This is a genomic window from Streptomyces viridochromogenes (genome assembly GCF_001270495.1).
In the GTDB taxonomy this organism is placed as follows: Bacteria; Actinomycetota; Actinomycetes; order Streptomycetales; family Streptomycetaceae; genus Streptomyces; species Streptomyces viridochromogenes_A.
The window spans coordinates 27,010-43,723 of record NZ_LGUR01000213.1; the positions used below are offsets into that span (position 1 = coordinate 27,010).

Below are 16,714 nucleotides of genomic sequence, written 5' to 3' on the forward strand. Positions count from 1 at the left end.
CGTTGAACGCGCTGAGGGATGGGTCGACCGGCGCGTGACCGGGGGGTGAGGGGATTGAGCGGGCTGCGGAAGGTCGGAGCGCCGTTCGTGGTGCCCGGCCCTTGCGGGATCGCGGTTCGTGACCGGCTCAAGCACCTGACCGGCGAGGACGAACGCGTGCTGCGCCTGGTGGGTGACCATCTGGGCACGCTGGCCTCGCGGGACCTGAAGGCGCGTTGCGTGGCCGGCTCGGAGCACGACGCCGAGCTGTGGGCCGAGCGCAAGCGGGCCCTGACGCCGGGGTCGTCCTCCCGCTGGGCGGGCAGCATCACGAAGGCCTCCCATGATCAGTGGGCGCTGGCCCGGCGCGGTCAGCTCGCGCACATCCAGACTCTTCAGGCGGGGGTGCGCACGATCGAGCACCGGTTGTCCCTGCCGGTCGGCCAGGCGGGCAGCAGGCGAGCTCCGGGCGGATACCGCAGCAAGCGGGAGTGGTTCGCCAAGACGCGCCGCCTGCACGTGCTGACCGACCGGCTCGATGCGGCGCGGGCGGACTGGGAAGCCGGACGCGTGGGCGTGGTGCGCGGTGGGAAGCGGCTGCTGAACACCCGCCACCACCTGCGGGCCGCCGGGCTCACAAAGGAGCAGTGGCGCGCCCGGTGGCGGGCCGGGCGCCGGTTCCTTGCAGCCGACGGCGAGTCGGTTAAGCGGTTCGGCAACGAGACGATCCGCGTCACGCCCGACGGCGAGGTCTCGGTCAAGCTCCCCGCGCCGTTGGCGTATCTGGCGAACGCCCCGCACGGCCGGTATGTGCTCGCCGCGACGGTGGCGTTCGCGCATCGGGGCGAGCAGTGGGCCGACCGCATCCAGACCAACCGGGCCGTCGCCTACCGCATCCACGAAGACACGATCCGGGGCCGCTGGTACCTCACCGCGTCCTGGACGATCCCCCCGGTCAAGACCGTGCCCCTGACCACGGCCCGCACGAACGGGCTGATCGGTGTCGACACCAACGCCGACCACCTGGCCGCCTGGCGCCTGGACACCCACGGCAACCCCGTCGGCCAGCCCCTCCGCTTCGACTACGACCTGTCCGGCACCGCCGCCCATCGCGACGCCCAGATCCGCCACGCCCTGATCCGCCTGCTGCACTTCGCCAAACGCCACGGCCTTGCGATCGCGGTCGAGGACCTCGACTTCACCGCGGACAAGACCCGCGAGAAGCACGGCCGCCGCAAGACGTTCCGCAAGCTGATCTCCGGCATGCCCACCGCCCGGCTGCGGGCCCGGTTGGTGTCGATGGCGGCCGAACTCGGCATCACCATCGTCGCCGTCGACCCCGCCTACACCAGCCGCTGGGGTGCCCAGCACTGGCAGAAACCCCTTACCAGCACACACCGCAAACCCACCCGCCACGACGCGGCCGCCGTGGCGATCGGCAGGCGCGCCCTGGGGCACCCGATCCGGCGTCGGACGGCACCGCCCCCTGCTCACCGGAGTGATGAGCAGGGGCATCGGACCGTCCAGGCCGGCTCGGCGGCCCCGGGGCGTGAGGAACCCCGCCCCCGCATTCCCGGACCACGGACACGATTCGTGCGCACTGGATACGGAGCGAAAGCGGGCAACCAGGACACCCAACACCGTTCGGGATGTCCGGCTGAGCATGAGCCCTGGCAGCAGGACTCACTCCCGCTCAGTCTCTAGGAACGGTTCGGGCCGTGGTAGCCGCCGATCGAGACCCGCATGCCGTGATGTGGCTGACGGTGGTTCTCAGTGTCGCCGAGTGCCCCTCTGAAGCCACGTCCGTGAGCCACGGATCGACTTCGTGGCTGCCGTGCGGCGGTCGGCTGCTGAGGACGTACATCCTTTGGTGTACGCGGCTTTGGCCGGATGGCGGACGGTTGACCGGCCCGCTGTGACGAGTCTGGTGCCCTGCCGGTGCCGAGGTGGTGCCGGGATTCGTGAGGGGACAGATCAGGATGATCGTCGCGCAGGGGTTGACCAGGCGGTACGGGCAGGTGACAGCCGTCGACGACGTGTCGTTCACGGTGGAACCGGGTGTGGTGACCGGGTTCCTGGGGCCGAACGGTGCGGGCAAGTCGACCACGATGCGGCTCATGCTGGGCCTCGACCATGGAGAGGGCCGCACCACGTTCGACGGCCGCACCTACGCGGAGTTGGAGCACCCGACACAGACGGTCGGTGTGCTGCTGGACGCGGGGGCCGTCCACCCCGGTCGGACGGCGCGGGCGCATCTGCGGATGATCGCCGCGGGAGCGGGTCTGCCGCGCCGACGGGTGGACGAGGTGCTGGAGATGGTCGGCCTGGGGTCGGCCGCCAACCGGCGGGCCGGGGGTTTCTCGCTCGGGATGCGGCAGCGGCTCGGGCTTGCCGCCGCCCTGCTCGGCGACCCGGCGGCGATCATGCTGGACGAGCCCGCGAACGGACTGGACCCCGAGGGCATCCGGTGGCTGCGGGATCTGCTGAAGGTGTTCGCCGGGGAGGGCCGGGCGGTGCTGGTCTCCTCCCATCTGCTCAACGAGATGGCGGTGCTCGCCGACTCCCTGATCGTGCTGGGCGGGGGCAGGCTGATCGCCGCCGAGTCGGCCGACGACTTCATCGCCCGTCACTCCCGCAAGGAGGTGATCACCCGCGCCGACCGGCCCGAGGAGTTGCTGCGGACGCTGTGGGCGGCCGGGTTCGAGGCGTCGCAGGGGCAGGACGGCCGGATCACCGTGGTGAAGGCCACCACCGACGACGTGGCCGCCGCGGCCAGGAGCGCGGGGGTGACCCTGCTCGAACTCTCCGCCGTGCGGGCGGACCTGGAGGAGGCGTTCTTCAAGGCCACCTCCGACGTGACCGCCTACAAGGCGCACGCACCGCAGGGCAGCAACTGACCGCCACCGACTTCGAAGAGAGAACCGTCATGCTCAACGCGCTTCGCTACGAACTGATCCGGATCCGGACCCTCCGCTCCACCTGGATACTCCTGGCCGCCGGTGCGGCCGTGCAGTTCCTCGTGGCCTACATGGCGGCCGGCCACAGCGACCAGACTCGGCTCTGGCGTTTCGTCGGCTCGTTCAACACGACGCTGCCCCTGGTCCTGCTGTTCCCGATGGCGATCGTGGTGGGTGCGTTCGGTCACGAGTACCGCTACCGGACCATCACGACCACGATCCTGACGCTGAGGTCCCGCCCGGTGGTGATGGCGTCGAAGGCCGTGATCTCCGCTCTCCTCGCCGCCGTCACCGGCGTTCTGCTGGTGGGGGTGACACTGCTGGCCCAGGTGCTGCGGGGTGGCGCGCCGGACGACTGGGCGCGCATCGGGCAGGTGCTGGCCGCGGTGGTCGTCTACGGGGTGCTGAGTTTTCTCGTCGGGCTCGGCCTCGCGGCGCTGACCCGCAACGCGACCGTGGCCATGATCGTGATGCTCGCCGTGCCGACCGTGGTGGAGGGCCTCCTGTCGAACGTGCTGAAGCTGAAAGAGTGGTGGATGGCGCCGTTCTTCTCCGCCGCGTCGCTGGTGGACGCCTTCAAGTGGCAGTCGCCGCTGCCCCTGACGGCGCTGGCCGCGCTGGTCGTCGTCGGTGCGGGTACGGTGCTGGCGCGGCGGGACGTGTGATGCCGTCCGCCGGACAGCCCGGGGGCGCCGCGATCGCGGCGAGCCGCGGCGACGGGACCCCCCGCCCCTGGTGGGGCGGGGACTCCCTGATGGTGTGGCTCGGGGACGGGGCAGTGGGGGCGGTCGTGGCGGCCCTCGGCGTGGCGATGGCCCGCGGCTCGGGGTTCGGGCTGCTGTCCGGCGGACGGACCGTGGTGCCTCTCGCCGTGGCGTGTGTGATCGTCCTGCGCCGCCGCCTGCCCCTCACCGCGGCGTCGGCCGGGCTGCTGGGCTGGGTGCTCGTGGGCACCCTGTGCGCGGTGCCGGTGGCCTGCTGGACGGTGGCGAGGCGGTACGGGTCCTCCGCCGTGACCTGGGTGACCGCCGTCGTCAGCGGCGTGGTGGTGGTCGCGCCGTGGAGCACCTGGCCCTTGGGGCTCGGCCTGCCGGTCATGGCGGGCGTCGCGGTCACCGCGGTCGGTGCCCCGGTGGTGCTCGGACTGTGGCTGCGGCAACGCTCGCAGCTCCTCGCCTCGCTGCGCGAGCGTGCCGAGCAGGCCGAGCGCGAGCGGAGGCTGCTGGCCGCGCGGGCGGTCTGCGAGGAACGCGCCCGTATCGCACGGGAGTTGAACGACGTGGTGGCCCACCGGATCAGTCAGATGACCCTGCTTGCGGGCGCCTTGGAGATGACCTCCGGCGACGCCGCCGCACTAGAGGCCGCGACCGCGATACGGACCGCCGGAGCGACGGCGCTGAAGGAGCTGCGCAAGCTCGTCGGCGTGCTCGGCAAGGGGGACGAGGACGTGCCGCTGCACCCTGTACCGACCGTTCAGGGGGTACGCCGACTGGTCGAGGACGCGTCCCGCTCCGGCCGCCGGATACGCGTCGGCCTGCCCGGCGAACTGCCCGAGCTGCCCGGCACGACCGAGCGCGCCCTGTACCGGCTGGTGGAGGAGTCCCTGGCCAACGCGGCGAGGCACGCGCCCGGCGCCGAAGTGGACGTGACCCTCGGGGTGTCGGACGAGCAGGTCACCGTCTCGGTACGCAGCTCACCCGCAGCGTGCCCGTCGGCGGCCGCGGCCGGAACCGGATTCGGACTACTGGGGCTGCGCGAGCGAGTGAAGCTCGCGGGTGGCAGGATGACCGCCGGCCCCCGCCCCGGGGGAGGCTTCCTGGTCACCGCGAGCCTGCCGAGGTACCCGTCATGATCCGAGTCGTACTGCTGGACGACGAGCCGCTGGTACGTGCCGGGCTGCGGATGATCCTGCAGAGCACCGGGACCGCCGAAATTGTCGCGGAGGACGCGGACGGCACCCGCGCGGTCGAGCTCGTGCAGGCCCACCGGCCCGACGTGCTGCTGACCGACATCCGCATGCCCGTCGTGGACGGCCTGGAAGTCACCCGCCGGGTACGCGCGCTGGCCTCTCCGCCCGAGGTGTTGGTGCTGACCACCTTCGACCTGGAGGAGTACGTGTACCTGGCCCTGCAGGCGGGTGCCGCGGGGTTCCTGCTCAAGGACGCCCCGCCGGACGAGATCGCCCGGGCCGTCGAGGTCGTGGCCAAGGGCGAGGCGATCCTCGCCCCGGCCGTCACCAAACGGCTGCTGACCCGGTTCGCCACCGGAGCAGGCAGCAAAGTGTCCGAGGCCAAGGGGAAGTTGTCCCGGCTCACCGGCCGGGAACGCGAGGTCGCCGCCGCTGTGGCCACCGGAGCCGCCAACGCGGAGATCGCCCGCACGCTCCACATGAGCGAGGCCACCGTGAAGGTCCACATCAGCCGGATCATCACCAAGCTGGACCTGGAGAACCGCACCCAGATCGCCATCCTCGTCCACCAGGCGGGCGAAGCCTGACCCGCAACGGGCAGGCGCGGCCGGTGTCTCCCGGCTGCCACGGGACATCTCTCCTCCTCACCTCTTCCTTCCCCTCTCCCTTTCCTCCCTCCTTCGGCCGGAGACCTCCGGCACGATCAATGACGTACAAGGGGCCGGCACAGTGGTGCACCTGGTTCTGTTCACTCCCGCAGGCGTCTTCTTCCTGATCTTCGCCTGCGGCTTCGCGTACGACCGAAGACTCATACGCAACGGCGTCTACCTGTTCTTCGCGCTCCTCTTCCTGTTCGTGGGGCTGGTGGGGGAAGTGCTGCAGGTGTCGGTGAGGGCGGCCGGGGCCCTGTTCGCTGTCCCCTTCCTCCTCCTGCCCCCGATGATGCTCGTGCTCGCCGTCTTCCTGATCGTCAACGGGGTGACGATGCTGCGCCGTGAGGGCAGGAGCCTGGCGAACCTGCTGTCGCTGGCGGCAGGCGTCGGCATCATCCTGTTCCTCGGGCTACAGGTGCTGGCCGACGACACCGGCTGGAAGCCGCTGGAGTTGGTGATGGCCCCGGTGACGGGCGTCCTCAGCTATGTCTCGTTTCTCTTCACGTGCTTCCTGCTCTACTCCTTCGTCTACGGCAGGATCGGGCACCGGGGTCGCCACGCCGTCGACTTCGTCGTCGTCCTCGGTTCCGGGCTGGTCGGAGGCTCGCGTGTCCCCCCGCTGCTGGCCGCCCGGCTGGAGCGGGGACGTACCGCCTTCGACGCCGAACGGGCCAAGGGCCGAGATCCGATGCTGCTGACGTCCGGCGGCCAGGGGCCGGACGAGGACCTCCCCGAAGCGCACGCGATGGCCGACTACCTCATCGCGGCCGGCGTACCGGCCGACCGGATCCTCATCGAGGACAAGTCCCGCACCACCCAGGAGAACCTGCGGTTCAGCAAGGCGCTGATGCAGGACCGCAAAGCCGACTACCGGGCCCTGGTGGTGACCAACAACTTCCATGTCATGCGCGCCGCGCAGATCGCGCGCAAGGAGAAGGTCATGGCACAGGTCATCGGCTCTCCGACGGCCCGGTACTTCTGGCCCAGCGCGACGATCCGTGAATTCGTGGCCGTCTTCCTGTCCCATCGGGTGCTGAATCTCGGCATCTGCGCGCTGCTGGCCGTCATCGGCGTGGTGCTCGCCCTGTGAACCCGTCCTCCGTTTACGGACGCGTCGGCCGAGCACAGGTGACATCCAGTGCCAGGTCGATGCGCCCTCCGCGGGCCGCACGACGCAGCTGCGGGCAGAAACCACGGACGCTGCTTGACCTGCATGGATACCCGCACGATCGCCACATGGTGATCCAGGCCGTCACCCCTCGGACACGGTCGGGCATAATGCGCGCCGTCCGGCCGACGGCCGGGTCCGGCCGCCACCGCTCCGGCGGACCTGCCCACCGTGCACCGAGGTGACGTGTGATGACGCAGCCCCCTGCCGATGACCTCGCCGCCCGCCCCATCCGCGGGCGCGGCGTCCTGAGAGCCACCGTGGTCGCCATGCTGGTGTTCGCGGCCTACTGGGAGCAGGAACAGGTCTGGCACTACCACGTCAGCCTGTGGTGGGACCTGCTCGTGCTGCCGGTCTGCCTGGTCGCCCTCGCATGGCCGGTCGCCAAGCGGCCGGCCTGGTTCACCGCCGAACTGCGCACCGCCGTGCCCGCCGGCCTCGCCTTGATCACGTGGGTCCTGATGGTGATCGATGTCGCGCAGGGAGACGATCTGCCCTTCACAGTGCCCGGCGCCCTGTCGGGTCTGCAACTGATCGCGGTCCGCGACTGCCGTCCCCGGTGGGTGGTCGGGTGCTCCCTCCTCGTCGGCGTCGCGCTCCTCGTCGGGGGCGGCCCCGTCGGCGTCTTCGCAGGCGCTGGCATGGCGGCACTCGGAGGCTATCTGCGCGCCCTGGCCAAACGCCGCCGTGCCGCCGTCGCCGCGACCCAGCGCGCCGAGCGCCTGGCGATGGCGGCGGACCTGCACGACTTCGTGGCCCACCACGTCACCGGCATCCTGATGCAGGCCCGCATGGCACAGATGATCCGCACCACCGATCCGGCGCAGTTGGAGATGCTCCTGGAGGGTGTCGTGCACGGCGCCACGGAAGCGCTCGCCTCCATGCGCCGCACCGTCGGGTTCCTGCGCGACAGCCTTGAGGAGACGGCCGAGGGAAAGGCGGCCGCCGATCGCCGCGTGGGCACGCTGGCATCCCTTCCGGAACTCGTCGAGGGCTTCGGCGGGCCGATAGGCCCGCAAGCGGTGCTCCACCGCGACGAGTCGGTTCCCGACGATCTTCCCTACGACGTCCAGGTCGCCGCCTACCGCGTCGTGCAGGAGGCCCTCACCAACATCCGCCGCCACGCCGCCGACGCCACCGAGGTCGCCGTCCGCCTCACCTACGGCAGCCAGGCCCTTGAGGTGACCGTGGTCGACGACGGGAAGGGCGGTACGGCGCTGCCTGCCGCGGCCCGTGGCGGCGGCTTCGGACTGGTCGGCCTCACCGAACGCGTCACCGCGCTCGGCGGCGAACTGCGCACCGGGCCACGCCCCGACCGAGGCTGGCAGGTCACCGCCGTACTCCCGGCCACAGCGGGCAATCCAGCACTTGAGGCCGACCCCGGCGCCGGCGGTGCGGGCACCGCCGGCGTCCGCATCGCTTACGGCTGATCCGAGCCCCTGTGCCCGCACCGTGACGGACGGCTGCGACGAGGTCCGCGAGTACGGTGCGCGGTGAGCGCGAGGGCTGCTCGGCGAGTGCCCTTCGCGCCCGCTCTCGGTGTCAGGCGACGCCTGGCCGGCGTCGGGAGTCCTTACGGCCGATGACGAACCAGCACAGGGAACCGAGGAAGGGGGCCGCGAAGGCGAAAGCGATCCAGACCAGCTTCATCCCCCCGGCAAGGCGGGACCTGAGGATGCTGACCAGTGCGCTGATGAACAACACAATGGCGGCAAAGCCACAGAGAATGAACGCAAAAGTCACCGCCGCGCCGGCCACTTCTTCGCTGGTGGCGGCAAGGGTCATGTGGTGTACAAGCTGCGTCTGCATCCTGTGTTCCTCTCAAGGTGGGGATGATCGGATTTCACCGATCAGGTGCAGCGATAGTGGCTGCTGCGGGAGGCTGACGGCGTCCTACTTTTGATCTTGCCGAGGTAATCCAGAAGTGGTACACAGACGGCCTGCTGCCCCATGAGGAGCGCCCACACGTCACCAAGGCAGCGTCAAGTCCGCGGTGCAGGGCCGCAATGCAGGGGTCAGTCCTCGCCCGCGTAGGTCTCGTTACTCTCGTGTTCCTCGACGGACAGCCGGTCCACGCACACCGCGATCGCCAGGACCAGCGGCACATCGGCGCCCTCCGCGCCCTGCGGAAGATGACCGTCTGCCGGTGATACGGGGGACCTCGGCGGTATACCGGGTGACGGGTGCGGCACGGTAGGGGCGCAGGTTCTGGGGCCGCCCGGGCGGGACGGCGGCACAACCTCGCCCGGTGGCGCCGTCGACGCGGTCGAAGAACGTGTATCCGTCGCCGGTGGTCCCGCTTCTGGACCACTGGTACTTGATCGAGTCCGGCGGTCGTTCCCGGAAGGGTCAAGCGTTGTCGTCTGCCTCCCGAGCCTTCCTCACCCTGCGGTCGAACGCCCGGTTCAGCAGAGGCATCAGCACACTGCCGAACCGTGCCAGCGCCCAAGTGCCGATGTCCGGGCAGATCAGGAAGCGCCGTCGGTCGATGCCGACCATGATCGCCTCGGCGACCCGCTCGGCCGGGATAGGTGCGATGGTGCCGCCGATCGCCCGGGTCTCGGGCGGCTTCCACCGGTTCTCCTCAGCCAGTTGCGGGGTGTCCACGTCCGGCGGGAACACCACCCCCACGTGCAGACCGCGCGGTGTGAGCTCCGCCCGCAGCGACTCCATCAGTCCCCGTACGGCGAACTTCGCCGGTCCGTAGGCGCTGTAGCCGTAGATCCCGATGAGGCCGGCCGCGGACGACACCGCGACCACGCTGCCCTGTCCACGCTCCACCATGCCGGGGACGACGGCCCGCAGTGCGTGGAGCGTGCCGAAGTAGTCGACGTCGATCATCTGCCGGAACACATCGTCCTGCAGTTCCAGGAAGTGCCCGGGGCGGGCCAGCCCGGCCGAGGCGACCAGCACGTCACAGGGCCGTCCCTGCTCCTGCTCCAGTTCGGCCACGGCACGGGTGACGGCCGCCCGGTCGGCGACGTCAGCCACCCTGGCCGCGGCCCCCACCTCCTTGGCCGCCGCCTCCAGCCGCTCCTTTCCCCGCGCTATCAGCGACACCTTCGCCCCGCGGCCCGCGAGCAGCCGGGCCGTGGCCAGCCCGATGCCGCTCGACCCGCCGGTCACGATCGCATGAGCCGAGCCGAGCTCCAGAGAACCGCCGCTTGCTGTGGTCGCCTTCATGGGATGCACCTCTCCGCCGCGCGCCGTCACTGTTGGTCCGCCAAGTCCTGGTGTGCTCGCCCTACCAGATCCACGAAGCCCCGGGGACAGCGCAGCGGAAAAAGGTGACCGCCGCGGACGCGGGTGAGCCGTGCCAGTGCTCCCGCCCGGCGCAGGGCGTCGAGGAAGGCGCGCTCCCCGGCGGAAGAGGCCGGACCATCGAGGCCACGATCAGACGATTGCTGATCGCCTACGAGCACTGCGGCTCTCTCATCCAGGCACGCCGCGCGCGGTCACGGCCTTGAGCTCGTCAAGCGATTCCCGCATCACCTGGGAGATTTCGCGTTCCTCGGAGGCCGAGAGCCAGAGCTGGAAGCCGACCTTGAAGACGGCGATCCCCGCCTCGGCGGTCAGGGTCGCGGACGGCTCGGCGACGCCGCGTCGGCGCAGGGCGTCGGCGATCGCGGCTGACATCGAGGCGTACTTGGTCAGTTCGCGCTCCTGGAGTTCCGCGTTCGCCGCGATGACGGCCTGGCGCTGCCGGTACTCGCGGCGGTCGGCGAACGCCTGGGCGACCGCCTCAAGTCCCGCCGCTACGGCGTCGATAGGCGCCATGGACTGCGGTGCCTCGGCTACCGCGGTCACGAACTGCTCCTGCAGCACGCCGGATTTACCGAACATCACCTCGCACTTGTCGGCGTAGTGCCGGAAGTACGTCCGCTCGGTGAGGCCCGCCCGCTTGGCGATCTCCGCCACCGTGGTCTGTTCGTAGCCGCGCTCACCGAACAGCTCCAACGCCGCTTGCGCCAGGCGACCGCATGCGTTCGGCTCCCATCTGCCCATGCCTGGATCCTACGCGATGACAGTGACTGACATCAGGTGTTAGAGTCCGATGACAGTGACTGACATCAGTGGTCAGGGGTCCTCTCTCATGCGCATCTTCGTGACCGGTGCGTCCGGCTGGAGCCCGGCAACGCGCACGGTCGTCAGCCGGACCGCCATGCCCGGTTGCGGGCCCGCCGTTTCATCACTTCACCAGCACATTCCCACCGATTGAGGCCCAGTAATGACGAGCGCGTCGCTCACCAGGACAAGGGAGAACACATGCGCGTCGGAGTAGCCATGCCCCAGTTCGCGCCGACAGAGAATCTCAAGAACGTCGCTGACCGCGCCGCCGAACTCGGCCGGGAAGCCGAACAACTGGGGATCGGCTCAGTCTGGTTCAACCAGCCGGCGACGCACGATGCCATCGTGCTCGCAGCAGTCGTGGGCCGCGAGGTCCCCCGCATCTCCGTGGGCACCGCCGTCGTACCCATGCATCCGCGACACCCGCAGATCCTCGCATCCGCGGCCAAGACAGCCCAGGCGGCCACCCACGGCCGCTTCCAACTCGGCATCGGCCTCGGAGCGCCGGACCTGCTCACACACGCCTACGGCCTGCCCTACCCGCCGCCGATCGCTCACCTGCGCGAGTACCTCAGCGCTCTCCGGCCACTGCTCGCCGGTGAGGTCACCCCCTACGAGGGCAGCACCCTGACATCGCGCCCGGTCGGACCCACAAAGGTACTCGGTGCCGAACCGGAGATCCCGCTCATCGTGGGCGCCATGGGCTCCCAGGCCCTGCGCGTTGCAGGCGAGTTGGCAGACGGAACGATGCCCTTCCTGGCCGGGCCTCGGACCCTGGAGGAACACATCGTTCCCCGGATAACCGAAGCAGCCACGCGTGCCGGCCGCCCCACTCCACGGGTGAACGCCTCCGTCCCCGCCATCGTGACCGACGACATCGACCAGGCCAGGGCCGCAGCCACCGCCCATCTGGCCTTCTATGACTCGATCCCGTCCTACCGCCGCATCCGCGACATGGAGGGTGCACACCGCGCCGTCGACCTGGCACTGATCGGCGACGAGGCGACGGTCGCAGCCGGACTGCGCCGCTACATGGAGGCCGGCGCCACCGAGATCACCGTCGCCTACACCGACATCGCGCGCGAAGAAGACCGCCTGCGCACCTGGCAGCTCGCCGGCGAGCTGACGCGCTCAGCCTGACCTCGGCAGCGGCATGGCGACCCGTTCCAGTGGCGTTGCCGGCCTCGATCCGGGGCCTGGAGGTCCTCCGGGTGGGCGCCCGGCTTCGATTTAGGGCGCGCAGAGGGCACGCCACCCCCAAATTGGACTAGACAACCAATAAGCCCCAGGTCGCTGACCTGGGGCTTCATCATGGAGCGGGTGACGAGAATCGAACTCGCGCTCTCAGCTTGGGAAGCGACGGCGCTTGGGCGGCCGGATGGCTTCTGACGTGGGTATATGTAACCCGGTGTGGCAGGCGAGGGCGCATGATGGCACCCCTGTTGACCGCGGTTGACCGGCCTTACGGGCACGCCGTGGGCACGCCGTCCGATCGGATTCGCCTGGAGCCTCTCTCGTCGGTTGAGGAGTTGCGGAGCACTGAAAAGCGAGGGCTGGGCGGAGGTGTGCCATTGCAGGAGCACACAGAGGAGCTTGCATGCGCGCTCACCTTGCTCCGTCGACCTCAAAAGAAGCGTTCCACGCACTCGCCCGCAGCTACGGGGCACTCGGGAAGTAGGACCGCGAACGACTGCCGCCTCAAGCGGCCGCATCGACCGAGCGGAAGATACGGTCGAGATGGTCGTCCAAGACCGCGGCGGCGGACTCGGGACTGCGCTGACCGACGAGGATGCTGGTGCCGAGCCCCGCGGACATCGCGAGCAGGCCGGCCGCCGTCAACTGCGAGTCCACACCGGGCTGTAGCAGATCCGCGGCCTGCGCCTGCCGGAGGATGTCGGTCAGGGCACGTTCGGCTGCGTCGGGGTCCTTGATGAAGGGCTGGGCCGCGAGGGTCCGGTCGGTCACGGCCAGAACGGCGTACGAGGTGTAGAGGTGGTGGAAGATACGGCTCTCCTCGTCGGTCGGCAACGCCGTCATCAGCAGCGCCTCGACCATCGCGCGCGGCCCCGGCCCGTCCCCGGCAGCTCGGATGCGGGCGGCGAGCCGCTCCCCGAACTTCCCGGTCAGGTGCTCCAGTCCGAAGAGCAGCAACTTCTCCTTGGTCTCGAAGTAGTACTGCACCAGCCGCAGTGACACGCCTGCCTCGGCTGCCACATCGCGCATCCCCACGGCATGCAGCCCGCGTCGCCCGGCGACCCGGACGAGCGCCTCAGCGATCTCGGTGCGCCGTTCCGCATGGTCCACCCGCTTTGGCATCGGCTGGTTCTCCGCTCATCGTCCGCTGGGCCCGCGCCGGGCCCTTTCATGGTACAGCCGTATCAACATCGTGATACGTTCGTACCACGAAACCGAGACCCTCCGGAGGTGGCCGTGTCCGAGACCACTGCCCGTAACCAGGCCGACGTCGGCCGCTATGTGAGCGACACCTGGCGCGACCGCTACTTCGCCGCCTGCGACGCCGTCTACGCGCTGGGCGCACCCGCCCTGGCGGAGCAGGACGTGGAAACCGCGTTCGGTACCACCCACGTGTACCGCTACGGGCCCGCAGACCCCGCGGCCCAGTCCCGCACCCCGGTCGTCCTGGTGCACGGAGCGGGCTCCTGTTCCGCCATGTGGTACCCGAACACCCCTGACCTCAGCGCCGACCGCCCCGTCTACGCCATCGACACCCCCGGCGACCCCGGACGCAGCGTGCAGCGCGAGCCGATCCACCAGCCCGAACGGGCCGCACAGTGGCTGGACGAGACGCTCGCCGGGCTCGGGCTCGAACGAGTCCACCTCGTCGGCATCTCCTACGGAGGCTGGCTCGCCCTGAACCAGGCGCACCGCAGGCCCGAACGCCTCGCTTCGGTCACCCTGCTCGACCCGGGCGGCCTGGAGAAGGTGGGGCTGCGCTTCTTCGTCTGGCTCTTCGCCGGCCTCTTCGCGAGCTTCGCACCCCAAAAGCTGCGCCCGCGACTGGCGGCCTGGCTGGAACAACCGGTCCTGGTCATGCCCGAACTGCGCACGATGATCAGGACCGCCGTCCGCGCCTACCGCATCCGTCGCCCGGCACCGCTTCCCCTGTCCGAGGCGGAACTGTCCACCATCCGTACGCCGCTCTATCTGGTGCTCGGCAAGCGCAGCCTCCTGCTGCACCCCGAGCGGCAGATAGAGCGCGTTCCGAGCCTGATACCGGGTGCCCGTGCCGAGATCATCACCGGTACCGGGCACGGACCGCAGATCGACCACGCGCAGGAAATGAACCGCAGGATGCTGAACTTCATGGCCTCCGTCGACTGACAACCGCCGAGCCGACGGACAATCCGGACAGCCGGGGCGGGCGGCATGGAAGCCATCAGAAACCGAACCCAGGGCGCATGCGGTCATGCCGAGGGTGCAAGGATCCCGCCTGCCGCTCTGACGGGAGAGCCCGGTACGAAGTCCCCTCCGTCACGCAGGACTTGGGCGTACGCGGCCTCTGGCGCTTCCGGGACCTCGCCAAGGTTTACCAGGGGAACGGCAGGCTGGGTGCTCGCAGGTGCGGAGGCCGTGCTGAACGCAGCGAATCCGCAGGTCAGCGGCGTCCGGCGGCGCCGGGGCGGTGATGCCGTCATGTGGGCGGAGAACTCGTGCCCTTTGCGTGCCCGATCTTCGTACGCCTGGCAGGCCCGAACTGGCGGCGAATGGCCGATGACGCACAAGCCCCAGGCCGCTGACCTGGGGCTTTGAAGAGAGCGGGTGACGAGATGGCCGTGTGGATCGGATCGCACCGCTGTTGGCCGTGGTTTTCCATCCTTACGGGCACGCGGAGGGCACGGAATCTCGGAAGGGTGGCAGGTCGGGGCCGCTGAGGGGACACCTGCGCACGGTCAGCCCGGTGCGGAGATCAGCTGTTGAAGGGGCGTTGCGGCTGCGTAGCACCCACGAGCCTCTGGCGCCGGGTTCCTCCGTCATCCGGCCAGAGTCTCGTGGTGCATTTTGCCGCCCGCTATGCCATTTTCAATGGCATACTCGGGGTGTGACTGGCGACGACGTTGACTTCCCGCCGGGCGACGGCCCCACCAGCGGTATCTCCGTCACCCTGACTGCCGGAACTCTGCAGGCGATCCGTGAGCGGGTCGGCAAGCGGGGTGTCTCGGCCTACCTGGAGAAGGCGGCCCAGCGGCAGATCGAGCGGGACAATCTGGACGAGCTGATCGCGGACTTTGACAAGGTGCACGGTCCGGCCGACCCCGAGGCCGTGGCGGCCAAGCGTGCCCGGCTGACCGGTGGCGCTTCCAATGCCGGGGCGGCCGCGTGAGCGGTGCCCTGGTACTGGACAGCGAGGGCCTGGCGAAGGCCGTGCAGCGTGATCGGGAGATCCACGAGTGGCTGACGGCGGCTCGTGACGCGGACCTGCCCGTGATCACCTCCGCGGCGGTGCTGGTCGAGGTGATCCACCCGAGGATCAACGACGCCGCACTGAAGTGGACTCTGTCCCGCCTGAGTGTCGAGCCGGTGACCCAGGCCGTCGCGCAATCCGCTGCCGCGTTGCTCCGTGCAGCGGGACTGCACGGACACAAGTACGCCATTGACGCCATGCTGTGCGCGACCGCCCTGCAGCATCCCGGCCGGGTGACGATCCTGACTTCCGACGTAGAAGACGTCGGGCTGCTCACTGCCGAGCATCCACGCGTGAGCGCAGAGAAGGTCTGAACCCAGGGTGTCCCAGGAGACCTCTCATGCTCAGGCGCCGTCGGCGGAGGGCTCCGGGACCCGCCAGATGATCGTCACCTGTTCGTCTAGTGGTACGGAGGGGCCCAGGACCCGCACTTGCTCGACGAGGTAGTAAATGACGAGCCGATGGCTCTCGTACGAAAGGTCATCCCAGGTATCGGGAGATGCTGTGATCGCCTCTCGGAGAACGGCGGCATCCGATTCAAGCTCCTGGACGTTGGCCAGCACCTCCGGTACGACGGACTCGGTCTCTCGCAGCACATTGATCGAACGGGCGAGGAGGCTTGGCTCCTTCGCCAGCCGGCGGACGATGGCCCGGGACAGGTAGTCGTGCAGGACGTCGGCCTCGATCTCGGCGTGCTCGGTCTCCTCGTCCTCGCCCTCGTCCCCGTCCCCGTCCGAGTGCTGGTCAAAGTGATATCCGTACGGCGAGGAACCGTCGTCGGACGTCGTGAAATCTCCTTTGAGCGAGTCGAGGAGCAGACGAAGGAAGTTCTCCGGACCTATGACCGACATCATCTTCACACCGTTCTCAATCCAGCTCTCCTCCGAGACGAACGGTTCGTGGGGAACGGCGAGACGCGGGTCGATCTCGATCGCGCTGAAGGGATTGCCGATAACCCCCAGCACGAAGTCGGGGATCTCTTCCTTGGGCACCTCGTACGCACCGTCGGCTACCTCGTACGCGTCTTCTTCCGGAGCAGCGTCGCTGGTTTGAGTTCCCACTCCTGCGGTTGAGCCCCTGCCACCGTGCGCGGTGCTCCACAGCGTGAACATCCGTGCTGCTTCGGCATCTGCGTCTCTGGACGGAGTGCAGAGCCCGGCCAGAGCCATGGTGATTGCCTTGACGGTGTGCCATCGAGGGCTCGCCCGGCCGTTCAGCACCGTCCTGACACTCTCGCGACTCACGGTCGTGTCATAGGGACCGTTCTCTATGAGCTTGCTGATGCGCCGTTGGCTGGGTTCGCCGGCGTCCAGATGGAGCTCCCTGAGGGCATCGAGAAGTGCCTGTCCAGCCTGCGTGGGCGGCTCGATAGTCGTGATGGCCGTTCTCCCCCCCCCCTGCCGGTTGCCAACTTCTGCCAATGAACGGCAAGTCTGGCCATGCGCACATCCTGGCGCAGTGGCAAATTCTGCCAAGTTTTGCCTCAGCTCCGGCAGAGATCGACTACGGCCCTCGGCGCCCAGTGAGGATCGAGAAATACCGCGCGTACCTGGCGCG

General features: G+C 69.3%; 16 protein-coding genes. 11 read left to right on the forward strand and 5 right to left on the reverse strand.

Annotated features, from left to right (window positions below):
- The first annotated feature begins 54 nt into the window (after positions 1 to 54).
- The 7 genes from ADK36_RS28245 (at position 55) to ADK36_RS28275 (ending at position 8,096) form a co-directional block, all read left to right on the forward strand.
- Entirely contained in the window at positions 55 to 1,683 is a 1,629-nt protein-coding gene (locus ADK36_RS28245; RefSeq protein WP_048584146.1) for an IS200/IS605 family element transposase accessory protein TnpB, read from the forward strand.
- 257 nt (positions 1,684 to 1,940) lie between these two features.
- Positions 1,941 to 2,876 carry an ATP-binding cassette domain-containing protein gene (locus ADK36_RS28250; RefSeq protein ID WP_234329904.1) on the forward strand — a complete coding sequence of 312 codons (936 nt, stop codon included), beginning with the start codon at positions 1,941 to 1,943 and terminating at the stop codon, positions 2,874 to 2,876.
- A gap of 29 nt (positions 2,877 to 2,905) precedes the next feature.
- Complete coding sequence (locus ADK36_RS28255; protein ID WP_048584148.1) at positions 2,906 to 3,601, forward strand: ABC transporter permease; 696 nt, start codon at positions 2,906 to 2,908, stop codon at positions 3,599 to 3,601.
- The gene (locus ADK36_RS28260) at positions 3,601 to 4,788 is read left to right on the forward strand and encodes a sensor histidine kinase (protein WP_053084718.1); all 1,188 of its coding nucleotides are present in this window, start codon (positions 3,601 to 3,603) and stop codon (positions 4,786 to 4,788) included. Before ADK36_RS28255 ends, ADK36_RS28260 begins: the two co-directional genes overlap by 1 nt.
- Entirely contained in the window at positions 4,785 to 5,432 is a 648-nt protein-coding gene (locus ADK36_RS28265; protein WP_048584149.1) for a response regulator transcription factor, read from the forward strand. Before ADK36_RS28260 ends, ADK36_RS28265 begins: the two co-directional genes overlap by 4 nt.
- 142 nt (positions 5,433 to 5,574) lie before the next feature.
- Positions 5,575 to 6,588, forward strand: coding sequence for a YdcF family protein (locus tag ADK36_RS28270; protein WP_338060797.1), 1,014 nt, complete (start codon positions 5,575 to 5,577; stop codon positions 6,586 to 6,588).
- Between the two features lie 269 nt (positions 6,589 to 6,857).
- Positions 6,858 to 8,096: a sensor histidine kinase gene (locus ADK36_RS28275; RefSeq protein WP_063776910.1), complete on the forward strand. Its 1,239-nt coding sequence runs from the start codon at positions 6,858 to 6,860 to the stop codon at positions 8,094 to 8,096.
- A gap of 112 nt (positions 8,097 to 8,208) precedes the next feature.
- On the opposite strand, the gene ADK36_RS28280 is transcribed toward ADK36_RS28275, so the two are convergent.
- The 3 genes from ADK36_RS28280 to ADK36_RS28290 all read right to left on the reverse strand — a co-directional run bounded on the left by ADK36_RS28280 (position 8,209) and on the right by ADK36_RS28290 (position 10,671).
- A complete protein-coding gene (locus ADK36_RS28280) occupies positions 8,209 to 8,475 on the reverse strand; it encodes a PLD nuclease N-terminal domain-containing protein (RefSeq protein ID WP_063776911.1) in 267 nt (88 codons plus the stop codon).
- A gap of 540 nt (positions 8,476 to 9,015) precedes the next feature.
- Positions 9,016 to 9,849, reverse strand: coding sequence for an SDR family oxidoreductase (locus ADK36_RS28285; protein ID WP_048584150.1), 834 nt, complete (start codon positions 9,847 to 9,849; stop codon positions 9,016 to 9,018).
- Positions 9,850 to 10,098: 249 nt separating this feature from the next.
- Positions 10,099 to 10,671: a TetR/AcrR family transcriptional regulator gene (locus ADK36_RS28290; RefSeq protein WP_048584151.1), complete on the reverse strand. Its 573-nt coding sequence runs from the start codon at positions 10,669 to 10,671 to the stop codon at positions 10,099 to 10,101.
- A 261-nt stretch (positions 10,672 to 10,932) separates the two neighbouring features.
- On the opposite strand from ADK36_RS28290, the gene ADK36_RS28295 reads away from it, so the two are divergent.
- On the forward strand, positions 10,933 to 11,874 hold the full coding sequence (locus ADK36_RS28295) for a TIGR03564 family F420-dependent LLM class oxidoreductase (RefSeq protein ID WP_053084719.1): 942 nt from the start codon (positions 10,933 to 10,935) through the stop codon (positions 11,872 to 11,874).
- 558 nt (positions 11,875 to 12,432) lie between these two features.
- Here the strand turns inward: ADK36_RS28295 and ADK36_RS28300 are convergent.
- Positions 12,433 to 13,050 carry a TetR/AcrR family transcriptional regulator gene (locus tag ADK36_RS28300; RefSeq protein WP_048584153.1) on the reverse strand — a complete coding sequence of 206 codons (618 nt, stop codon included), beginning with the start codon at positions 13,048 to 13,050 and terminating at the stop codon, positions 12,433 to 12,435.
- Positions 13,051 to 13,164: 114 nt separating this feature from the next.
- Here ADK36_RS28300 and ADK36_RS28305 point away from each other — a divergent pair, with 114 nt between their 5' ends.
- From ADK36_RS28305 to ADK36_RS28315, 3 genes are all read left to right on the forward strand, one after another.
- Positions 13,165 to 14,076, forward strand: coding sequence for an alpha/beta fold hydrolase (locus tag ADK36_RS28305; RefSeq protein ID WP_425315333.1), 912 nt, complete (start codon positions 13,165 to 13,167; stop codon positions 14,074 to 14,076).
- A 718-nt stretch (positions 14,077 to 14,794) separates the two neighbouring features.
- A complete protein-coding gene (locus ADK36_RS28310; RefSeq protein ID WP_048584155.1) occupies positions 14,795 to 15,076 on the forward strand; it encodes a hypothetical protein in 282 nt (93 codons plus the stop codon).
- A complete protein-coding gene (locus tag ADK36_RS28315; RefSeq protein WP_048584156.1) occupies positions 15,073 to 15,471 on the forward strand; it encodes a PIN domain-containing protein in 399 nt (132 codons plus the stop codon). The genes ADK36_RS28310 and ADK36_RS28315 overlap by 4 nt, the downstream gene beginning before the upstream one ends.
- Positions 15,472 to 15,501: 30 nt before the next feature.
- On the opposite strand, the gene ADK36_RS28320 is transcribed toward ADK36_RS28315, so the two are convergent.
- Positions 15,502 to 16,578, reverse strand: coding sequence for a hypothetical protein (locus ADK36_RS28320; RefSeq protein WP_159391211.1), 1,077 nt, complete (start codon positions 16,576 to 16,578; stop codon positions 15,502 to 15,504).
- Positions 16,579 to 16,714: the final 136 nt, after the last annotated feature.